General features: G+C 65.7%; 22 protein-coding genes. 16 read left to right on the plus strand and 6 right to left on the minus strand.

All coding sequences use genetic code 11. The features are described from left to right. Positions 1-253: 253 nt before the first annotated feature. Positions 254-802 (plus strand): RNA polymerase sigma factor, encoded by a 549-nt coding sequence (locus ABZ293_RS05480; protein ID WP_355177514.1) that lies wholly within the window; start codon positions 254-256, stop codon positions 800-802. 10 nt (positions 803-812) lie between these two features. Further along, complete coding sequence (locus ABZ293_RS05485) at positions 813-1,100, plus strand: hypothetical protein (protein WP_355177516.1); 288 nt, start codon at positions 813-815, stop codon at positions 1,098-1,100. Between the two features lie 232 nt (positions 1,101-1,332). Here the strand turns inward: ABZ293_RS05485 and ABZ293_RS05490 are convergent, their stop codons facing one another. Then, positions 1,333-1,746, minus strand: a complete 414-nt coding sequence (locus ABZ293_RS05490) for a DUF5997 family protein (protein ID WP_354957007.1) — start codon at positions 1,744-1,746, stop codon at positions 1,333-1,335. A gap of 65 nt (positions 1,747-1,811) precedes the next feature. Between ABZ293_RS05490 and ABZ293_RS05495 the strand changes: the two genes are divergently transcribed. Further along, positions 1,812-2,756, plus strand: coding sequence for a LysR substrate-binding domain-containing protein (locus ABZ293_RS05495; protein WP_355177518.1), 945 nt, complete (start codon positions 1,812-1,814; stop codon positions 2,754-2,756). 41 nt (positions 2,757-2,797) lie between these two features. Here ABZ293_RS05495 and ABZ293_RS05500 read toward each other — a convergent pair whose 3' ends face one another. Then, positions 2,798-3,064: a DUF2631 domain-containing protein gene (locus tag ABZ293_RS05500; protein WP_355177520.1), complete on the minus strand. Its 267-nt coding sequence runs from the start codon at positions 3,062-3,064 to the stop codon at positions 2,798-2,800. Between the two features lie 161 nt (positions 3,065-3,225). Between ABZ293_RS05500 and dxr the strand changes: the two genes are divergently transcribed. The 6 genes from dxr (at position 3,226) to ABZ293_RS05530 (ending at position 11,305) form a co-directional block, all read left to right on the plus strand. After that, entirely contained in the window at positions 3,226-4,365 is a 1,140-nt protein-coding gene (gene dxr / locus ABZ293_RS05505) for a 1-deoxy-D-xylulose-5-phosphate reductoisomerase (RefSeq protein ID WP_355177523.1), read from the plus strand. Positions 4,366-4,581: 216 nt separating this feature from the next. Further along, the gene (locus tag ABZ293_RS05510) at positions 4,582-5,781 is read left to right on the plus strand and encodes a site-2 protease family protein (protein WP_355177525.1); all 1,200 of its coding nucleotides are present in this window, start codon (positions 4,582-4,584) and stop codon (positions 5,779-5,781) included. Positions 5,782-5,970: 189 nt separating this feature from the next. Beyond that, on the plus strand, positions 5,971-7,131 hold the full coding sequence (gene ispG, locus ABZ293_RS05515) for a flavodoxin-dependent (E)-4-hydroxy-3-methylbut-2-enyl-diphosphate synthase (RefSeq protein WP_355177527.1): 1,161 nt from the start codon (positions 5,971-5,973) through the stop codon (positions 7,129-7,131). A gap of 97 nt (positions 7,132-7,228) precedes the next feature. Beyond that, positions 7,229-8,092: a GNAT family N-acetyltransferase gene (locus ABZ293_RS05520; RefSeq protein ID WP_355177529.1), complete on the plus strand. Its 864-nt coding sequence runs from the start codon at positions 7,229-7,231 to the stop codon at positions 8,090-8,092. Between the two features lie 66 nt (positions 8,093-8,158). After that, on the plus strand, positions 8,159-9,946 hold the full coding sequence (locus tag ABZ293_RS05525; protein WP_355177531.1) for a penicillin-binding transpeptidase domain-containing protein: 1,788 nt from the start codon (positions 8,159-8,161) through the stop codon (positions 9,944-9,946). A 243-nt stretch (positions 9,947-10,189) separates the two neighbouring features. Beyond that, positions 10,190-11,305 carry a hypothetical protein gene (locus ABZ293_RS05530; protein ID WP_355177533.1) on the plus strand — a complete coding sequence of 372 codons (1,116 nt, stop codon included), beginning with the start codon at positions 10,190-10,192 and terminating at the stop codon, positions 11,303-11,305. A gap of 68 nt (positions 11,306-11,373) precedes the next feature. Here the strand turns inward: ABZ293_RS05530 and ABZ293_RS05535 are convergent, their stop codons facing one another. After that, positions 11,374-11,880, minus strand: a complete 507-nt coding sequence (locus ABZ293_RS05535) for a peroxynitrite isomerase (RefSeq protein ID WP_354957037.1) — start codon at positions 11,878-11,880, stop codon at positions 11,374-11,376. 109 nt (positions 11,881-11,989) lie between these two features. Between ABZ293_RS05535 and ABZ293_RS05540 the strand changes: the two genes are divergently transcribed. After that, positions 11,990-13,360, plus strand: coding sequence for a TIGR03118 family protein (locus ABZ293_RS05540; protein WP_355177535.1), 1,371 nt, complete (start codon positions 11,990-11,992; stop codon positions 13,358-13,360). Between the two features lie 145 nt (positions 13,361-13,505). Beyond that, positions 13,506-13,904, plus strand: a complete 399-nt coding sequence (locus ABZ293_RS05545) for a nuclear transport factor 2 family protein (RefSeq protein WP_355177537.1) — start codon at positions 13,506-13,508, stop codon at positions 13,902-13,904. 27 nt (positions 13,905-13,931) lie between these two features. Here the strand turns inward: ABZ293_RS05545 and ABZ293_RS05550 are convergent, their stop codons facing one another. Then, the gene (locus tag ABZ293_RS05550) at positions 13,932-14,198 is read right to left on the minus strand and encodes a helix-turn-helix domain-containing protein (protein ID WP_355177539.1); all 267 of its coding nucleotides are present in this window, start codon (positions 14,196-14,198) and stop codon (positions 13,932-13,934) included. 119 nt (positions 14,199-14,317) lie between these two features. Here ABZ293_RS05550 and ABZ293_RS05555 point away from each other — a divergent pair, with 119 nt between their 5' ends. Both ABZ293_RS05555 and ABZ293_RS05560 read left to right on the plus strand, forming a co-directional pair. Then, complete coding sequence (locus tag ABZ293_RS05555; RefSeq protein ID WP_355177540.1) at positions 14,318-15,100, plus strand: SDR family oxidoreductase; 783 nt, start codon at positions 14,318-14,320, stop codon at positions 15,098-15,100. A 334-nt stretch (positions 15,101-15,434) separates the two neighbouring features. After that, positions 15,435-15,875, plus strand: coding sequence for a DUF4254 domain-containing protein (locus ABZ293_RS05560; protein ID WP_355177542.1), 441 nt, complete (start codon positions 15,435-15,437; stop codon positions 15,873-15,875). Here the strand turns inward: ABZ293_RS05560 and ABZ293_RS05565 are convergent. After that, positions 15,872-16,372, minus strand: a complete 501-nt coding sequence (locus ABZ293_RS05565; RefSeq protein ID WP_355177544.1) for a hypothetical protein — start codon at positions 16,370-16,372, stop codon at positions 15,872-15,874. The two genes, ABZ293_RS05560 and ABZ293_RS05565, sit on opposite strands and share 4 nt — an antisense overlap. A gap of 286 nt (positions 16,373-16,658) precedes the next feature. On the opposite strand from ABZ293_RS05565, the gene ABZ293_RS05570 reads away from it, so the two are divergent. Genes ABZ293_RS05570 through ABZ293_RS05580 form a run of 3 tightly spaced genes read left to right on the plus strand, consistent with a single transcriptional unit; the run spans position 16,659 to position 18,950 of the window. After that, positions 16,659-17,183: a hypothetical protein gene (locus ABZ293_RS05570; RefSeq protein ID WP_355177546.1), complete on the plus strand. Its 525-nt coding sequence runs from the start codon at positions 16,659-16,661 to the stop codon at positions 17,181-17,183. A 55-nt stretch (positions 17,184-17,238) separates the two neighbouring features. Beyond that, complete coding sequence (locus ABZ293_RS05575; RefSeq protein ID WP_355177548.1) at positions 17,239-18,129, plus strand: ABC transporter permease; 891 nt, start codon at positions 17,239-17,241, stop codon at positions 18,127-18,129. Then, positions 18,126-18,950 carry an ABC transporter permease gene (locus ABZ293_RS05580; protein WP_355177550.1) on the plus strand — a complete coding sequence of 275 codons (825 nt, stop codon included), beginning with the start codon at positions 18,126-18,128 and terminating at the stop codon, positions 18,948-18,950. The genes ABZ293_RS05575 and ABZ293_RS05580 overlap by 4 nt, the downstream gene beginning before the upstream one ends. Here the strand turns inward: ABZ293_RS05580 and ABZ293_RS05585 are convergent, their stop codons facing one another. Beyond that, positions 18,951-19,811 carry a helix-turn-helix transcriptional regulator gene (locus tag ABZ293_RS05585; RefSeq protein WP_355177552.1) on the minus strand — a complete coding sequence of 287 codons (861 nt, stop codon included), beginning with the start codon at positions 19,809-19,811 and terminating at the stop codon, positions 18,951-18,953. Between the last annotated feature and the right edge of the window lie 558 nt (positions 19,812-20,369).

A 20,369-nucleotide genomic window follows, 5' to 3' on the forward strand; every position in this document is an offset into this window, starting at 1 on the left:
GTCGCCGAGGCGGCGTGCGGTGGCGTCGAGGAGTTCGAAGGTGTTGTCGCCGCCGGACCAGTGGTCGATGTGACCTCACGAAGGGTTCGCCAGCGGTGAATCCTTTTCGCTGGTTCGTTCCTCTCATACTTGTGTCGGCAATACGGTCGGCACGAGAACGGGAGGTTTGTCGTGATCATTGCCGCGATTGTTGTTGGACTGCTGCTGATTTGTGCATGCAGTATCATCGTGCTGCGTCGGTGGAGTCGGTCCCGTGGCTGAGGTGTGCTGGCCCGACGAACATCTCGTCGCCGCGGCACGCGAGGGCGATATCGAATCGCTCACCACGCTGGTGTCCGGATCGCATCCGCATGTGCGGCGATTCGCCTATTCGCTGTGCGCGTCGCCGGAGGATGCCGAGGATGCGGCGCAGGAGGCGTTGATCATTCTCTATCGCAAGATCGGGACATTGCGGGCATCGGGGGCATTGGCGTCGTGGATGTTTCGGATCGTGCGCAACGAATGTCTGCGCCAACTGCGGTTGCGCGTGCGACGGGCGGAACCGATTCCGGATTCGGCCATCGCCTCGGCGGAAGAGGAGGCGATCAATCGCTGGGAGGCCGAGCGGGTGGCCGCGGCGATCGCGGCGCTGCCCGGGGATCAGCGGCGGGTGCTGATCATGCGAGATGTGCAGGGATATAGCGGTCGAATGGTCGCGGATCTGCTCGGACTGAGTACCGCGGCGATGAAATCGCGGTTGCACCGGGCGCGCTCGGCGGTGCAACAGCGTTTGGAGGGTGGTAATGCGGACAGCATCGCCTAGCGATTCCCTGATGAGCGGTGATCGGGCGATGGGCGGGCATGAGTTCGCCAGTGCGTCGGTCTCGCGCCATTTGGTCCGTGGCGCGGTCGGATTCGGCGCCGTGATCGGTTCGGTCGCATTGATACCGGCGCTCGGCCCCATCAGCCTGGTGCTGCTTCCGGTCGGCCTGGTCGCACTGCGCGGCTGCCCGACCTGCTGGACGATCGGACTGATCCAGACCCTGTCGCGGGGGCGGTTGCAGCGCTCGTGCACCGACGGGACCTGTCAACTGGTCACCACGAAATCCGGTGCGACGTAAGCACTTCCACCGGCTTTGGCAACCGACGCCTGTGGGGTGCGACTACAACGCAGCCGCACCCCTCGTCGAGTCCCTGGATTTCCCGAACGAGTGCCGAGCCGACAAGCGGCCATCACTTGGTCCACAGCGGATCGCTATGTACTGCTTGCGAATTCGCACGCTGTCTCGGGATCGGCACTGCTCGTGTATTCACAACGGGTGCCGAGAAGGGATGCGGCTGAAAACCGCCAGTTCAGCCGCGGTTCTTGGCCGGGCGGTTGGAGGCGGCGCGTCGTTCGGCCTGCTGGGTTTTGATGCGCTCGTCTTCCTTCAGCACCGCCGCGTAGTTTTCGCGTTCGCGGATCAGCCACTCCGGCGGGTCGGCGAGGAGGGCGGCGATTTCCTCGGCGTTCATCGCATCGGAGACCTCGGCACGGGCCAGGCCGGTATTGGAAACGCCGAGTTTGCGGGCCACGATATCGCGGGGGAAGGGGCCGGTTTTGCGGAGTTCGCTCAACCAGGCCGGAGGATTGGTGCGCAGTTCTTCGAGTTCGGCGCGGGAGATCGGGGAATTGCGGAATTCCTCGGGCGTCGCCGGAAGGTAGATGCCGAGCTTGTTCGCCGCGGTGAGCGGCTTCATGGTCTGCGGTTTCTTATCCGGGCTCACCGGTACAGCCTAATGGGCGCGGCCGGATGCGAGTCCCCGGCCCCGAGGGCAATACCCTCATACGAATGAACCCCGAGTCCATCGACGTGACCCGCCTGCGCTGGTTTGTCGCGGTCGCCGAGGAACTGCATTTCGCGCGCGCGGCGAAATCGCTGCACATTTCCCGGCAGCGGTTGAGCCATACGGTGATCGATCTGGAGCAGGAACTCGGGACCAAACTGTTTGTGCCCGGGGCGCAGCCGACTCAGCTGACCGAGGCGGGACAGCAACTGCTGCGCGATGCCAAGGACATCATCGCGCGAGCCGAAGAGCCCGAGCCGGTTGTCCGAGAGGAGGTCGTGCTGCGCGTCGGCTTCGTGCCGGGCGTTACGGTCTCCAAGTGGACACGGATCTGGGGTGAGCGGTTTCCCGATGCCGTGCTGGAGGTCGTTCCGATCCCGATGGCCGAGCAGCTCGCGGCGCTGCGTGAGGGTCGGGTCGACGCCTGCTTCGTCCGCCTGCCGATCGATCGCGCTGGTCTGAGCGCGATTCCGCTGTATCGCGAACTCCCCGTCGTGGTGCTGCCCAAGGACCACACGCTATCGCTCTTCGAGCAGGTCGGCATGGGTGATCTGGAGGGCGAACGGATTCAGGACAGCAGCGATATCGATGCCATCGCGGGCACCATCGAATTGGTGGCGGCCGGTGTCGGCGTCGCCATCGTCCCGCATTCCATCGCCCGTCTGTACGCCCGCCGCGACCTCGTCTATCGCACCATGATGGGTGTTCCGGATACCGAGATCGCCCTGGCCTGGCCGAGCGCGCAGACCATCGACCTGATCGAAGAGTTCGTCGGAATCGTGCGCGGCCGGTCCGAGCGCAGCTCGCGCGCCGCGACCCAGCGCAAGAAGGCCGAGCCGCCGAAGAAGACCGGAGCCAAACGCTCGGCGGGCGCGCGCGGCGGCGCAGCCAAGGGGTTCGTCAAGAACCCTGGTGCCAAGAAGAAGCCCGCCAAGCGACGAGGGCGTTAGGCGGGCGAATCCCTAACCGAGTCAAAACCTTTCGGTGTGTACTACCGAGGCTTGCGACGCAGGATCGAGTCGCGGATCATGATGCCCGCGATCAGGGCGGCGAAGCCGACGAGGAAGATATCTTCGATCTTGCCCTTGTGGTTGCCGATCGTCATGGCCAGCAGGATGAAGCAGACGATCCAGCCCGCGACGCGGAAGGTGCGGCGCGATTCCCCGCTCCAGCCCCATGCGGCGGACGGAACCTCGGCGGTGTCCACGTGGGTGACGATTGCACGGTCACTAGTGGGTTCGAGTTCCGTGGCGGCCACGATCGCTCCTTAGCTCGGTATGGGTGTTGCTGCCGATATCGTGGCATACGACCGCTCGTCGTAGCCAGCAGGGCTGTGTTCGATCGGCGAGCGGCGCCCTACGTGGTTACGCAGGCTACCGCCTTCGGGCGCGTCGCTGGCTCCGCTGCCACAATGGGGCCGTGTCCGACATTGTGAGAGTCCTTCTGCTCGGCAGCACCGGTTCCATCGGTACCCAGGCGCTCGAGGTGATTGCCGCCAATCCCGATAAATTCGAGGTGGTCGGCCTGGCCGCGCGCGGCGGCAACACCGAGCTGCTCGCGGCGCAGATGGCCGCCACCGGGACCAGCAATGTCGCGGTCGCCGATCCGGCCGCCGGAACGCGACTCGAGCTGTCACTGAGCGGCCCCGGCGCGGTCACCGAACTGGTGCGCCGCACCGAAGCGGATGTCGTACTCAACGCATTGGTCGGTTCGTTGGGCCTGGAGCCGACCCTGGCCACCCTGCAGGCGGGCACCCGGCTGGCACTGGCGAATAAGGAATCCCTGGTCGCGGGCGGCTCCCTGGTGACCCGTGCCGCGGCACCCGGCCAGATCGTGCCGGTCGATTCCGAACATTCCGCGCTTGCCCAATGCCTGCGCGGCGGCCGGGCCGAGGAGGTGGATCGGCTGGTACTGACCGCGTCGGGTGGCCCGTTCCGCGGCTGGACCAGCGAAATGCTGGAATCGGTGAATCCGGCCGAGGCGAAGGCGCATCCGACCTGGTCGATGGGGCTGATGAATACCCTGAATTCGGCATCGCTGGTGAACAAGGGCCTCGAACTGATCGAGACCCACCTGCTGTTCGGCGTGCCCTACGACCGCATCGACGTCACCGTGCACCCGCAGTCGATCGTGCACTCCATGGTCACCTTCACCGACGGCTCCACCCTGGCCCAGGCCAGTCCGCCCGATATGAAGCTGCCGATCGCACTGGCACTCGGCTGGCCCGATCGGGTGCCGGGCGCGGCTGCCGCCTGCGATTTCAGCACCGCGTCGACCTGGGAATTCGAGCCGGTCGACAATGCCGTGTTCCCGGCCATCGACCTGGCCAGACAGGCCGGCACCGCGGGCGGCAGCGTCACCGCGGTCTACAACGCGGCCAATGAGATCGCGGTACAAGCCTTTCTGGACGGCCATATCCGTTTCCCGGATATCGTGCGCACCGTCGCACGCGCCGTCGAGGCGGCCGATCAGTGGCGCGCCGAACCCGAGACACTGCGGGACGTGCTGGCGGCCGACACCTGGGCACGCGACTACGCCCGCGCGCTCGTCGATCGGTGATCTGCCGTCCGCACCGAACGACCTTCGATGCGATCGGACGCGCCGTCGGATGCTGGCCTGGCAGACTTGGCAGCGAGTGGTGCTCGATGTCCGGTTACTGTGGTCGGGGTGCTCGCGGCGCGGGATCGGATGCGCGTCCGCGGGTAGTCGCGGCCGCTGCGGGCGGCCGCACTTCATTTGAGGCGAGCTGCGCAACGCAGGAGGGCTGTACAGCAAATGGTGTTCGCGTTGGGGTTCGTACTGTTCGCCCTCGGCATCACGATTTCGATCGCGCTGCACGAATGCGGGCATATGTGGGCCGCCCAGGCCACCGGCATGAAGGTGCGGCGGTACTTCATCGGCTTCGGTCCCAAGGTTTTCTCCTTCCGGCGCGGTGAAACCGAATACGGCCTCAAGGCCCTCCCGCTCGGCGGCTTCTGCGATATCGCGGGCATGACCGCGCTGGACGAACTCGAGCCCGAGGATCTCGACCGCGCCATGTACCGGCAGGCCACCTGGAAGCGGCTGGTGGTGATGTTCGGTGGGATCGCGATGAATTTCCTGCTCGGCTTCATCCTGCTGGTCGTACTCGCCGTCGGCTGGGGGCTGCCGCGGTTCGACCAGCCGCCCGCCACCACGATCGGCGCGATGAAATGTGTCGCCCAGCAGAACCCGGACAAGTCGCTGGCCGACTGCACGGGCACCGGCCCGGCGCAGCGCGCGGGTATGCAGCGCGGTGACGTGGTCAAGGCCGTCAACGGTGTGAAGGTCACCACGTGGCAGCAGTTCACGACCGAAACCCAGAAGCAGACCGGTCCGTTCAGCTACACCATCGAACGGGACGGACAGACCAGGACCATCGAGGTCACCCCGGAACGCGTCATACGCGTTCTCGAGGACGGCGGCCCCCACGAGGTCAGCGCGGTCGGCGTCGGCTCGGAGTACTACGAACCCCTGAAGTACAACGCGCTGGCCGCGATTCCGGCGGCGGGCGCATACACCGGGCAGATGTTCGTGCGCACCGTGCAATCGCTGGCCCAGCTGCCGCAGAAGGTCTCCGCGCTGTGGACCGCGGTGACCGGCGGCGAGCGCGATCCAGAGACGCCGGTCAGCGTCTACGGCGCCAGCAAGATCGGCGGCGAGACCGCGGAGCGCGGTCTGTGGGGTGTGTTCATCCTGGTGCTGGCCAGCCTGAACTTCTTCCTCGGCGCATTCAACCTGGTGCCGCTGCTGCCACTGGACGGCGGGCATATCGCGGTGGTGCTCTACGAGAAGATCCGCAATACCCTCCGTGGCTGGAAGGGGCTGGCACCCGCCGGGCCGGTCGACTATCTGAAACTGCTTCCGGTGACCTACGTCGCAGTGGTGATCGGCGGTGCGTATATGGTGCTGACGCTGGTCGCCGACATCGTGAATCCCATTCAGTTGTTCCGCTGACGCGCTGATCTGTCGCGGTCCTGCCGTGATAGCACCCGCGAACGCTGGACTGCTGGCACCGCGGGACAGTCGTCTGTCACGGCCCGTGTCATGGCCGTCACAGGGTGAGCGGTCGCGCGACGCGGCTAAGCTCGGTAGGCGAACGGCCCAAAACGGAACGCACGAAAGCACGAAAGTAGGCAGCCGAAAGTGACCAGCACAATCGGATTGGGGATGCCGACCGCACCAGCGGCCGTTCTCGCGCCTCGACGCAAGACCCGCCAGTTGATGGTCGGCAATGTCGGCGTCGGCAGCGATCACCCGATTTCGGTGCAGTCGATGACCACCACCAAGACCCACGATGTCAACGCGACTCTGCAGCAGATCGCCGAGCTGACGGCCTCGGGCTGCGATATCGTGCGCGTCGCCTGCCCGCGCCAGGAGGACGCCGACGCGCTGGCGACCATTGCGCGCAAGAGCCAGATCCCGGTCATCGCGGATATCCATTTTCAGCCGCGCTATATCTTCGCCGCGATCGACGCGGGCTGCGCCGCGGTGCGGGTGAACCCCGGCAATATCAAGGAATTCGACGGTCGCGTCGGCGAGGTGGCCAAGGCCGCTGGCGCGGCGGGCATCCCGATCCGCATCGGCGTGAACGCCGGTTCGCTGGATAAGCGGATGCTGGAGAAGTACGGCAAGGCGACCCCAGAGGCACTGGTCGAATCGGCGCTGTGGGAGGCGAGCCTGTTCGAGGAGCACGGCTTCGGCGATATCAAGATCTCGGTCAAGCACAACGACCCGGTGGTCATGGTCGAGGCCTACCGCCAGCTGGCGGCCCAGTCCGACTACCCGCTGCACCTGGGTGTGACCGAGGCCGGTCCGGCGTTCCAGGGCACGATCAAATCCGCCGTCGCATTCGGTGCGCTGCTGTCGGAGGGTATCGGCGACACGATTCGGGTGTCGCTGTCCGCGCCGCCCGCCGAGGAGGTCAAGGTCGGCGGGCAGATCCTGCAGTCGCTGAACCTGCGGCCGCGCAAGCTCGAGATCGTTTCCTGTCCGTCCTGCGGCCGGGCCCAGGTCGATGTGTACACCCTGGCCAATGAGGTGTCCGCGGGGCTGGAGGGCATGGAGGTTCCGCTGCGGGTGGCCGTCATGGGCTGTGTGGTGAACGGGCCGGGCGAGGCGCGGGAGGCCGACCTCGGTGTCGCATCGGGCAATGGCAAGGGCCAGATCTTCGTCAAGGGGCAGGTCATCAAGACCGTGCCGGAGGCGCAGATCGTGGAGACCCTGATCGAAGAGGCGATGCGCATCGCCGAGGAGATGGGCGAGCAAGTGGGTGCGGGCGAACCCGTCGTCACGGTGTCCAACTAGCCGCTGCTGCGGCGCGGCGTGTTCGCTTTTGGGGATCGGCGTACCGCTTCTCGGGATCGACGTACCACTTCGAGTTGATTCATGGCAGGCTGTCGATGTGCGGAGTCTGTTGGAGCCGACGCGACGGGCCAAGGATGCCCCCGCGCGTCAGCTCGCAAACCGGGATCTGGCGCAGGTGCTTCGAGTCCTCGATAGCGATCCGGTCGCCTCGTGCATGGTGGCGGCACGGTTGCAGGAATTCGGGTTGGATACCGGCGCGGGATACGGCGAGCTGTGGAGCCGCGGCGGACCGTCGGAATCGCTGTGCTTCTCCGGTGCGAATCTGGTGCCGTTGCGCGGCAATGAGGATGCGCTGCGCGCGTTCGCGACGCGGGCGGTCCGCTGGCCACGGGTGTGCTCGTCGGTGGTCGGACGCCAGGAGTTGACGCTGCCGCTGTGGGAGATGTTGTCCGCGCATTGGGGACCGGCACGGGAACTGCGCGGTGCGCAGCCGCTGCTCGCCCTCGGACAACCCGCACTGGCCACCGCCGATGCACAGGTCCGCCGGGTCCGGCGGGACGAATTGGAGCGCTATCTCAATGCCGCGATCGCCATGTTCATCGAGGAGGTCGGCGTCGACCCGCGCGCGGGCGACGGCGGCCGTGGCTACCGTCGCCGGATCCAGAGCCTGATCGAATCCGGCCGCGCCTGGGCGCGTTTCGAGGACGGCGAAGTGGTGTACAAGGCCGAGGTCGGATCGCTGTCGCGGCGCACCGGGCAGATCCAGGGTGTCTGGGTGCATCCCGAACGTCGCGGCGCCGGACTCGGCACGCAGGGGACGGCCGCTGTCGCCAATGCGGTGGTGGCCTCGGGACGCACCGCCAGCCTCTACGTGAACGACTACAACAAGATCGCCCGCCGGGCCTACAGCCGCGTCGGATTCCGGCAGATCGCCACCTTCGCCACCGTTCTGCTCGACTGAATACGGCGTGGCGAACATCGGTGTGCCACAGCCGTTTGCCCGCGGTTGGCTATACGATCGGTGCCGATGTCGACACGCATGTTTCTCACGCTGGCCGTCGTAGTACTCGCGGCGGCGGGAACCGGTTGTTCGGCCAGCCCGCAGGGACCGGTGCCCGCGGCCGATGCCTTTTTGGCCGCCTTCGCGAACCGTGCTGTCGAGGCCGCCGCCGAGCTGACCAGTCAGCCCGAGAAGGCAACCGCCGCATTGCGTTCCGCGTGGGACGAACTACAGGCCGAACAACTGACCGCGCATACCGGCGCGGCCAGGGTCACCGGCGATACCGCGACCGTCGATTACACCTACCAGTGGCGGCTGCCCAAGGACCGGATCTGGAAGTACACCGGTCAATTACAGATGGGGCGCAGCGATGGCCGCTGGATGGTGCGTTGGACCTCCTCCGATATCCACCCCAAACTCGGCGACACGCAGACCATGGCATTGCGCGCCAACCCGGCCCCGCGCGCCAGGGTGAACGAACAGTCCGGCAGCGATGTGCTGGTGCCGGGCAAGGTATCCCGGGTCGCGTTCACCGTGACGTCCGCACCGGATCCGGGGTTCACCGCGACCGCATTGGCGGCGGCGCTGAACCGCTTCGATGACCGGCTCACTCCCGAGGCGATCCTCAGCGCGGCATACGGCGCCAAGGGCGCCTACACCGTGGCGCTTTTGAGCGAGAGCGAATTCGGCCAGGTCAGTACCGATCTCATCGGTCTGCCCGGGGTAACGCTGACCCAGCAGTGGGATCTGGTCCCCACCGACCGCGATTTCGCGCCCGATCTGCTCGCGCAGGTGCGCAAAACGGTGATCGCCGAGGTGGACGGCAAGGCGGGCTGGAGCGTTGTCACCATGAATGCCAATGGCGCCGACACCGACGTGCTCACCGAAGTGCCCTCACAACCCGCACCGTCGTTTTCGCTCAGCGTCGACCGCAATGTGCAGAACTCCGCGCAGCGCGCCGTCGGCGGCCGCGAGGAGCAGACCATGATGGTGGTGCTGCGGCCCTCGACCGGCGCGATTCTCGCTGTCGCACAGAACAAGGCGGCCGATCGTGCCGGTCCGGTGGCGACCATCGGCCAGTATCCGCCGGGCTCGGTATTCAAGACGGTGACCGCGGCGGCCGCGATGTCGGCCGGGAAGGCGACGCCGGAAACGGTTTTGCCGTGTCCGAGCCGAATTGTCATCGGGGAGCGGACAATTCCGAACTACAACCTCTTCCAGCTCGGTGATGTGCCGATGGCCACCGCCTACGAGCGGTCCTGCAATACCGCGTTCGCGAAGCTGGCCAGTCAACTGCCCGGCGACGCCCTGCACGATACCGCCGCGAAATTCGGTGTGGGACAGGGGTATACCGTCCCCGGCCTGCTGACCGAATCGGGTTCGGTGCCGCCGGCCGATGATCTGATCCAGCGCACCGAGGACGGCATCGGGCAGGGCAAGGTGGTGGTGAGTCCGTTCGGGATGGCGGTGCTCGCCGCGACCGTCGCGCACGGTTCCGCACCGGTGCCGTATCTGATCGCCGGTCGCACCACAGAGATCAGGGGCGATCGTCCCGCCATCGAAGCGCAGGTGGTCGACGGGTTGCGCATGATGATGCGCAAGGTGGTCACCGGGGGTACCGCCGAACGCATTGCCGATCAGGGCGAGGTGTACGGGAAGACGGGGGAGGCCGAGGTCGACGGTGGATCGCATTCCTGGTTTGTGGGCTATCGCGGGGATCTCGCCTTCGCGACCCTGCTAGTCAAGGGCGGCAGCTCCGATCACGCCGTCGCGGTAACGCGTGACATGCTCGCGGGCTTGCCCGCGGGTTACTGACCACGTCGGCGTGTGGTGCGGTTGCTGCTCTCCGGTCGCTCCGGCATTTCGTAGCGCAGTGTGGTGGAACCGATCCGGATGACATCGCCGTGCGCGAGCGCGGAATCGGCACCGATCGCATCGATCCGCGGTGACTACGCCCTCGGCGAAACGGGTAGTCGCCGTGGGGAATTCGATTCGATACTGTGAATCGTCCACCGCGGCGGTGGATGTTCTTGGCGATCTTGCTGGAGTGTTGACCGGATGGACGATGTACTGCTGACCCCGCCCGATGCGGCCGAAGTCGCGCTGCTCGCGAGCGGTGTGGTGGCCGCGGCGGGTGGTGCGGATGGATTGACCCCATTGCAGCAGTTGCTGATCCCGTCGCTGTTTCTGTCGCTGACCGGCCACCGCGTCGATCTGGAGACGCTGCGACCCATCGATGCCCAGACCTTCGCGGTCGGGCTGGCCCGGCGCAACCGGATCTTCCGCGAGCGGATCGTGCAGACCATGCTGCTGTCCGCACTGGTGGTGCGGCCGCTACCACCGGCTGTCGCGACCAAACTGCGGGAGTTCGCCGATGCGCTCGAGGTCGATGACGAGATGATCGCGGTGGCGCAGAAGTACGCCGAGGGCGCGATCGAACTGGCCGCGGTCGACTTCGACCGCAACGGTTACCTCGGCGGTTTGGATCCGAGTCGGTTGACCGCGCTGCACACCGAGGGCCTGGATTCGTCATGGGGACAGGTCAGCGATGATCCGGCCTTGGCGGCGCGCTGGGCCACCCTGCGCGAGCTGCCGGTCGGCACGCTCGGGCGCGGCGTCTCGGATTTCTATGCCGACCGCGGCTTCGTCACCCCGGGGCTGCCGGGTTCGGCCCCGCCGCTGCTGGCCCAGCACGATTGGGTGCATGTGCTCGCCGGATACGGCACCACCCTGGAGAACGAGATCGAGGTGTTCGCGTTCATGGCGCGCGCCAATGACGATCCGCGCGCGTTCAGCCTGCTGGCCATGGTGATTTCGCTGTTCGAGACCGGCTATCTGCATGCGGGTGCGGGGTTGTTCGAGGCCGATCAGGGACATCTGAGCACCGCTGGCATGGCGACCCGCCTCGGGGACGCGATGCGCCGTGGCGCGCTGACCCACGGCAGCCACGACTTCCTGGACCTGGACTGGTTCGCACTGGCCGACCGTCCGATCGCGGTGGTGCGCAATGAGATCGGTTTGGCGCCGAAGGCGGCCGCGGCCATTGCGGCTGGTTCGGTCGGCGCCTGGGAATCGGGCGGTATTACGCCGTACCAGCTCCACTCGGCCCAGGCCGCCGCCCAGGCCGAAGGGCGGCCCTACATTCCCTGGTGCCCCGACCCGATGCGCGACTGATCTGGCATACCGCTTTGCGAATTGGTCGCCACGCACCTGTGGTCTCGGCGAGACTCCCGGTGTATGGGTCAGGCGCGGTGGAGAGTTGCGGCGAGGTGGTGGGTGAGTGGTTCGCCAACCGCGGCCATGCGCAGCGTGTATTCGATGGTGTCGTCGGTCAATACGATCGAACGGCCGAGAGCGGTCACCACTTTCGCGGTGCTGCTGCGGCCGATGCTGGTCGATTCGAACTCCATCTGCAGCACACCATCGGCGATGGTGAGGCTGCCCTCGCAGATCTCGGTGATGCCGGTCGGATGCGCCAGGATCAGCTCGACGTGATCCGGGCGCGGGCAGCGCAGATAGCCGGTTTCGGCGTGCATGGGGCGGCTGCCGTCGGCGGCGCGGGTGCGCTGGCGGTAGGTGAGGAACGGTCGGCCGAGATGGCCGAATTTGATTTCCTCGACATAGTCGAAGGATTCGATGGTCGGGTATTCACCGTGCCCGGGGCCGCGCCAGGTGCCGAGCAGCGCGGCGAGTGGAGCGATATCGGGATGGGGTGCGACGGAAGGCTGGGGGGCGACCACGGGCGACAGCTTAAACCTGTCGATTCCCAGGTGCTCCCATACTGTCGAAATTCCGCCAAGCTAAGGTTAGCATCGCCTAATCGCCATATGAGGGTAGCGAAGGCTGGAAAGGACGAAGATGTTGAACGGACGCTGGAGTGAATTGCGCCGGAACGGGGTGTGGCGGTCCCGGACCCGCAATGGTCTGCTGCGCGTATCGGTGCTCGGGGCGGCCCTGGTCGTCGCCGCGGCATGTTCGGATTCGAAGTCGTCGAGCGACGATGTGCCCGCCCTGGACGGCAATCACTACGCGCAGACCAACCTCGCTGCCAACAAGGCCGAATACAAGGCGCAGTACACCTTCCCCGACATGGTGAATGCCTGGGGCCTGGCCGATCGCCCCAAGGGTGCCGGCGGGCACTTCTGGGTGGGCGCGGGCGGTAAGTCCTTCCAGTTCGTCGGTGATGTCACCGCGTCGGCGGATCCCAAAGTGCAGAAGCTGTTCCAGGATCCGCTGAAGATCGTCACGATTCCGGGCGCGGACGCCGATACCTCGGATAAGAGCATCGGCAGGACCACCGGTGTCGTCTTCAACGGCGCGCCGATCACCTCGGATCTGTTCGTCGTGCGTGATCAGCCGGTGGATGCCGAGGGTGGTCCGCTGCTGTTGACCGGTTCGTCGCGGTTCATCTTCGCCACCGATTCCGGCAAGATCTCCGCCTGGACCGAACTCGGCCCGGAGGGCGCGATCATCCGGCACGACGGTCCCGCGAATCTGGTCTTCGACGGCGAGTCGCAGGGCATGGCGTTCTTCGGCATCGCGCTGACTCCGTCCGCCGATAAGCTGCTCGCCGCCGACTTCGGCGAGAACCCGCAGATCCGCACGTTCGACAAGGACTGGCAGCTGATTCCGACCGTCGGCTTTGCCAACCCGTTCGCCACCGGCGACCAGATCGATCCGGCCGCAGCCGAAAAGGGTAAGAAGGCCAAGCCCGGCGATCCGGCCCCGTTCAATGTGACCACCATCGGCAACCGCATCTTCGTCGCCTACGCCGACACCAAGCCAGATGAACAGGACGCGACGAAGTTCGACAAGGCCGAAGAGGATTCGCTCGACAAGGACCAGGAGAAGGACGCCAACGGTAAGCCCGCCAAGGGCAAGCTTGCCGAGTTCGACGCCAACGGCAAGCTGGTCCGCATCCTCGACGACGGCGGTCGCCTCAACGCGCCGTGGGGTGTCGCGGTGGCTCCCGCGAACTTCGGTCCGCTCAGCGGCAAGCTGCTCGTCGGCAATTTCGGCGGCCTCGGCCATGTGCTCGCCTATGACGACACCACCGGCAAGTTCGTCGACTACCTGCGCGATGAGAAGGGCAAGCCGGTCGAGATCCCTGGTCTATGGGCCCTGATGTTCGGCAATGGTGAAAGCCTCGGCGACGCCGACTCGCTGTACTTCACCGCCGGGCCGGAGGACGAGAAGGAAGGTCTGTTCGGCAAGCTTCGGCTGAAGTAGCGCTGTCCCCGAAGGCGGTTCCCGGATGTGCTCCGGGGGCCGCCTTCGTCGTATCCACCCGAACCCGCCCTCGAGATGCGACTCCCGAACGGGACTGCGGATCTGGACGACAATGAGCGAAGCATCACGAGAGAGGAGACCTGTCATGTCCAGCTCCAGTGATCCGATGGCGGCGGTGCGCCGGTACGCCGACGCGTTCAACAATGGTGACGAGAAGGCGATGGCAGCGATGTGTGCTGACCCGATGCAGATTCTGGACGGAATGTCGCCGCACGTGTGGCAGGGGCCGACCGCTGCGGCGGACTGGTGGCGGGATGTGCTCGTGGAAAGTGAGCGCGTAGGGGCTTCCGGCTACCACCTCGAGCTCGGTGCACCCCGGCATGTCGATATCGCCAGCGACTACGGGTATGTCGTTGTTCCGGTGATCCTCTCGTTCAACCTTCGGGGCCGGCAGGTTACGCAAGCCGGCGCGGTCTTCACTGTGGCACTTCGCAAAGTCGGCACCGACTGGCGCTTGACGGCCTGGGCCTGGGCAAAAGGCTGAGAGGCACCAAGTCGCCCGCACGTACTTCTATTCGGACACTTGTGGGGGCCAGCGTTTGGACCAGTTCCAGAGTGGTTGCAGGGCTTCGGTGAGTTCTTGTCCGGCAGGGGTCAGTTCGTAGGTCTTATCCGGACTTTTGGTGATCACGCCTGCGGACTGGAGGTGTTGCAGGCGGGTGGAGAGCATGCTCGATGAGCAGTTGCCCATGCGGCGGCGCAGTTCGAGGAAGCCCAGACGGCCGGGTTCGAGTTCCCATAGGACGCGCAGGATCCAGCGTTGGCCGATCAGGTCCATGGTCGCCAATATCGGCCCGTGCGCCGGGTCGGTTCGACCCCTGGACGGTTTCGCTCCACTTGCACTTCTCATTTCGAACTACCATAGTGATTCTAAATTAGAAGCATTGCTGTGGGTTGATGGGTGAAAGGGAAACGGTGGGCGACTCGACGGAACGACGGATTGTGCTGATCACCGGTGCTTCGCGAGGGATCGGGGCCGAGACGGCGAAGGTGCTGGCGGCGGGCGGTGACCACGTGATCGTCAACTACCGCGAGAAGCGCAAGCGCGCCGAGACGATCGCCGGGGAGATCATCGCGGCCGGTGGCAGTGCATCGATCGCGGGCGCGGATATCGCGGATGCCGAGTCGACCGCCGCGCTGATCGCCGGTGTGGTGGCCGAGTTCGGGCGGCTGGATGTGCTGGTGCTCAACGCATCCGGCGGACTCGAGCGCAATGCCGGTCCCGACTATGCGATGGCGCTCAACCGCGACGCGCAGGTTCGATTGGTCCACCAGGCCGCGCCGCATCTGCCCTCCGGCGGCCGGATCGTCTTTGTGACCAGCCATCAAGCGCACTTCCACGGCCGCAAGCCCGTTCCGGCGGACTACGAGCCGATCGCCGCGAGTAAGCGGGCTGGGGAAGACGCGTTGCGCGCCATGGTGCCCGAGCTGACCGCGCGGGGGATCGGACTGAATGTGGTGTCCGGCGACATGATCGACGGCACGATGATCGTGCGCCTGCTCGAACGCCGCAGTCCCGATGCGGTTTCGGCCCGCCGCGATCACGGCGCACTCCCCACCATCGCGGAGTTCGCCGCCGTCGTCGCCGAGGCCGCAAGTGCGGCAACCGAATCCGGCCGTACCTTCTATGTCGGTGGTCCGGACTACCTGGCCGACGACGCGGAGGGTATATACGCGTAGTCGAACGGTCGGTGGCGTCGGTTCTGGTGTCGAACGGTTCGAGCACCTCGGTCGATCGAGGCCGTGCCTGCTCCGCTCGCGTCCTGCGCCGGTCCAGTGCTCGGGTGGGCATCGCATGTTGATCGGCATCGCGGCCCCCCGGCCTCGACTCTTCGCACTCAATTGAGGCAGGTAGCGCCGCCGACGCTGGTCCATAACAGATTGGTATCGGCGGTTTCTGGCCGTGAGCGGGGATCTGGGTCGATAATCGGGGGGAGTGCCGTCGGGCTTTGCGGCAACGATATTGCTGGTCGGGAGGTTTGCCGACGAGGTCGGACGTCGACGGGAGGCCGAGATGAGATATGTCGGAAGCAACCAGATGATGCCGGGGCGGGATCTGCTGCTGGCCGCGTTTCGCGGGCTGCCGCATGAGGACCATCCGATGCTGGAAGCGGCGGGGGAACTGGCACAGCTGCACGAGATTCGCGAACGGACGCCGATAAGTGAGATGGCCAAACTGGATCGGCGGCGCGCTCAGTTGGTCCGTTCGATCGACCTCTGGGTAACGCTGGCGATGCCGGTGCCCTGCACCGCCGCATGGTTGCACACCGAGACCGTCGGCCAGATCGTGGATCGACTGGCCAGGATGACCACGCAGGCCTTCGTTCCACTCGCGCATGCGCCCGAATCGGTCTTCTACGACGCGTGGGTGCAGCTCAACGAATTGGCCGACGCCTATCAGGATCTCGTCGACGAGCTGCGCGCCGGAACTCGTCGGTTACCCGACGGTCCCTAGCGGCCGCGCCCGAACAGGCGAAACGACCGGTCTCTGCGGCGCGGCAGCGTCGCGTAGACCATGGTCATATCGGCGAAGACCTCCGCGTCCCGTTCGCGCTCGGCGCCGAATTCGTTGCGGCCGAGCACATATTCGATGGAGGCCGGTGAAATGGAAGGGAGCAGTGCGGCCAGCGTTGTGGCGATCGGCGCGGCGGCATCCTTCTCGCCCCGGCCATGTCCGAAGAGCATGTGTCCGACTTCATGCAAGATGATGTGGTCCGCATTGCGCTCGGTCGCGGAGGCGTCGTAGACGATGATGTCGTCGCGGCCGCGCGCCACCCAGAGTCCGCTGCCGCGGCAGCCGATATCCGCCAGCGCGGACGCGGGGACCGCCTGCAGCGAGATGGAGCGGCCACGGTGCGCGGCGACATTTGCGAGGTAGGCGGACAGATTCCAAGGACTGGGGAGGGGCACGGTCCGTGTGGCGTCACGGAAACGGGCTTCCATGCTGGTCATCGGGGCACACCTTACTCACCCCGTGCGCGGTCGTCACCCCGTGATTCGGACATTCCGCCGAGAGTGATAGCGGCATAGCATAATTCACAGTCCGCGGCGCGCGAGCGAGATATGACGGAAATCATGCTCATACACCTTGGTGGGGGTTTCGGGACCCCTCGGAGTCGTCGTTCCGACACCCGGGGGCGGTATCGAAACGTGCTCTCGTCTACGAGATTTGATGCACGACGCGATTTGGCGGCGCGCCCGGTTTCGGTGGGCAGGGACGAAAGCGGACGAGGGAACTATGCGGTATAGGCCGGTGGAATCGGATATCGAGGACACGTCTCGGCGCGATATGGCGGTCGAACGGTGTGCCGCCCAGCGCGGTATCCGGTTCCCCGAGCAGGTGGCCGGGTCGGCGCCGATCGCCACGGCCCGATACATCGAGGTAGTCGGCGATCTGCATCTCGATGTGCTGGCCGAGTTCGGTCTGCGGGCCGGTCGTGCGTTCGGCACCGGCTATCTGCGGGTGATCGATACCGCAACGTTATGCGAGCGGTGTTCGTCGGAGATCGTGACCGCCATCGACGATGGCCATCCGGGGCGCGTGAATGGTTCCTTCATCGCGCCGGAACTCGGCGGCTCGGCCGAGGGGGATTCTGGAGGCGCGGGGCGGTGCTGGCGCCCGCACGTCAGAGGCCGCATTTGCGCGCACCTGCTCGGGATCGCCTGCGACGCGATGACAGCCGCTGAGGTGCTGTCGGGGACTGCGCTGGTACTGGAGCAGCGCGGAAAGCTGGACCGGCCGCCGGTGTGTGCGACATGCTGAGAACAGCTGGTTCCCCACCAACGGGCACGGGTGACGCGCAGACGGGAGTGTGCGGATGAGCATCGGCAGCGACATTGGATCGAGCACCGTCCAGCAGGAACGCGGCGACGGGGAAACCCGCCGCCTGAGCAGCGAGCGGCTGGTGGACGCGCCACCGCCACGCATGGCGACCATGGCGCAATGGTGGGCGCTGACCTGGCGCCTGGTCCGGCCATCCTGGCGCAATGGCGAACTGATCATGGCACTGCTCGCGCCAGCGGTCTTCACCGTCGGGTTCTACGTGCCGTTGAATCTGGTGATGACCGTGCGCGGGCACGGGCTGAGCAGCTATGCGCAATACCTCACGCCGATGATCGTCATGCAGGCGGTCGCCTTCTGCGCTATCACAGCCGCATTCCGGTCGGCCTCCGATGCCAGGGACGGTCTCAATACCCGGTTCGGATCGATGCCGATGGTTTCGGTGGTGCCGCTCGCGGCGCGGGTTACGACCGCACTGTTCCGGGCGGCGGTCGCTCTGGCCGCTGCCCTGGTGTCCGCCCATGTGATCGGCTTCCGCTTCTATGGAAGCTGGTGGGACACAATCGGTTTCCTCGGGTTCGCGATGCTGATAGCACTGGACCTGTGCCTGGGCGCGGATCTGCTCGGCACCGCGACCAAGAGCCCGGAGGCGACCACCCAGGCGCTCATCCTGCCCCAGCTGATCCTCGGCATGGTCTCCACCGGATTCGCGCCGGCCTACCAATTCCCGCACTGGATCCAGGGTTTCGCACGCAACCAGCCGATCTCGCACATGGTGTACGGGCTGCGGGCGCTGGCCGGTGATCCGTCGGGCCATGCGGGCGTGGTCGGCTGGTCGATCTTCGGGCCCGCGCTGGCCTGGATAGCCATCCCCGCCGTGGTGTTCGGCGCCGGGGCGGTATACATGTCGATGCGGAGGTCGTCATGACCGAGGTACTGGATCCTGCCCGGGAACTGCCGCGGGTCAGCGGTCGGACCGAGACCTGGCGTTTGCTGATCCCGCAAACGATGATTCAGACCAAGCGGCTATTGGTGCGCTGGTGGCGTGATCCGCTGACCGTCGTGCAGTCGCTCGTCTTTCCCGCGCTCCTGCTGGTCGTGCTGAATACCATTCTCGGAAACCAGATTTCGGCCTTCTCCGGAGTGAATGCGCTCTACGGTTCGGTGCCGATGGTGGCGCTGGTCGGTGTGATGTCCGGTTCGGTGGCCGGTGCCATCACCCTCGGCCGCGAGCGCGATGAGGGCTTGCTGGCCCGCTTCTGGGTGCTGCCGGTGCACCGCGCGTCCGGACTGGTCGCGCGCATCGTCGCGGAGGGGATCCGGATCCTGTTGTGCACCGTGGTGCTGTTCGCGGTGGGGGTGGTGCTCGGCTTCCGATTCCAGCAGGGGCTGCTCGCTGGTATCGCGCTGTTCGGGGTGCCCCTGCTGTTCGGTATCGCCTTCGCCACCATGGTCACTGCGGTTGCCGTTTTCAGCGCGAAAGCCGCACTGGTGGAGGCGGTTTCGCTCGGCTCGTCGCTGCTGATGTTCTTCAGTTCCGGGTTCGTACCGCTGGTCGCCTATCCGGCGTGGGCCCGGCCGATCGTGCGCCACCAGCCGATGTCCTATGCCATCGACGCCATGCGCGGTCTGTCCCTCGGCGGTCCGGTGCGGGAGCCGCTGCTGGCCACCCTCGCCTGGTGTGTCGGTGCGCTCGTAGTTTTCGCGATACCTGCGGCACTGGGCTATCGGCGGGCCAGTCGCAGCTGATCAGCGCATCTCGTCGGACGCCTTGGCGATCAGCATCATGGAGTCGCGCGGGCTCAAAGCCATGGCCCGCAGCTGATCGAAAATAATGCCGAAGCGCCGGATCTGCGGATGCCCCTCGATCAGCTGGTCGCCCGCGATGCCCTCCACATAGACCAGCTCCGGATCGGCCGGATCCTTGAAGTCCAGCAGTGTGAACGCACCGGCCATGCCCGGATGCACCCCTGCGGTGAACGGAAGTATCTGCAGAATAACGTTTTTCATCTGCGAATCGTCCAGGAGCCGCTTCAGCTGCCCCTTCATGACATCGACCCCGCCGACCACGCGCCGGATCGCCGCCTCATCGAGCACGACCCAGAGCTCGAGCGGATCGGTCTTGGTGAGGTGCATGGCCCGATCCATTCGCGCCCGCACATTGTGCTGCACCGTGGCCGCGTCCAGCTTCGGCATATTGGTGTCGATGACCGCCTCGGCGTACTCCGAGGTCTGCAATAGCCCTGGGATATAGGAAGTTTGGTAGTGCCGGGCCGAGAGTGCCTCGGATTCGAAGTTGATATAGGCCGCGTGCACCTCGGTCAGCGTCGCCTCGTAGGGCCGCGACATGCCGGGCTTGAGCGCGTCCGACAACAACTCCACCGCATCCGCGCGCTGCTGTTCGGTGACGCCGTATAGGTCGAGCATCGCCATCAGCGTGCGGCGCTGCGGCCGCGCCTGCGCCGTCTCGATGCGGTAGAGCGTGGTGATATTGATTCCGGTCTTGCCGCTGACCTCCTCTTTGCTGAGGCCCGCATGTTCGCGCATCTCGGTCAGCAGCACCGAGAGCCGCCGCAAACCCGCCGTGAGGACTGTGCGCTTACCTGCCATAACGCAGACAATACCGCCTTTGATAGCAAGGAAGTTCGGAGTTTTCCTCCGAGAATATGACGATTTCGCCAGTCCCCACCCCGCGCTGTCACAGCTGCCGGCCGGACCGAACACGAGGCGAAATCCCACCGGGCCCGACGACGATCAACACCACCCGATCCAACTCACCACCACCAGGCAACAGACCTACCCGTGTTGCCTCTTGGACGAGCGATCACCAAGCGCTCATGTAGGTAAACGTCGAGAGCGAACCAGCGTCAGTGCATTCTCGGCTGATTGTCGGTGCTTGGGGGGGTGCGGGGTGGGGTGGCAAACTCTTGGCGACTGGTGCTGTTGTTGGTGTGTGTCGAGGGTGAAAGTTGTTGTTGCTGGGTGGTTGTGGGGGTGGGGCTTGGTGATCGGGGCGGGGACCGCAGCAGTGAGAACGCACTCTTGCGTTCTTGCATTTGTAAGAGCATGATCCAGCTACGCTAGTTGAGAACAACCGATCCGATGACCGGGATAACCGAATCGAGAGCCAATCATGTTGGTACAAAGCGCGTTGGTGTCGAGTGAATT

It is taken from the genome of Nocardia sp. NPDC005998 (genome assembly GCF_040614395.1).
In the GTDB taxonomy this organism is placed as follows: Bacteria; Actinomycetota; Actinomycetes; order Mycobacteriales; family Mycobacteriaceae; genus Nocardia.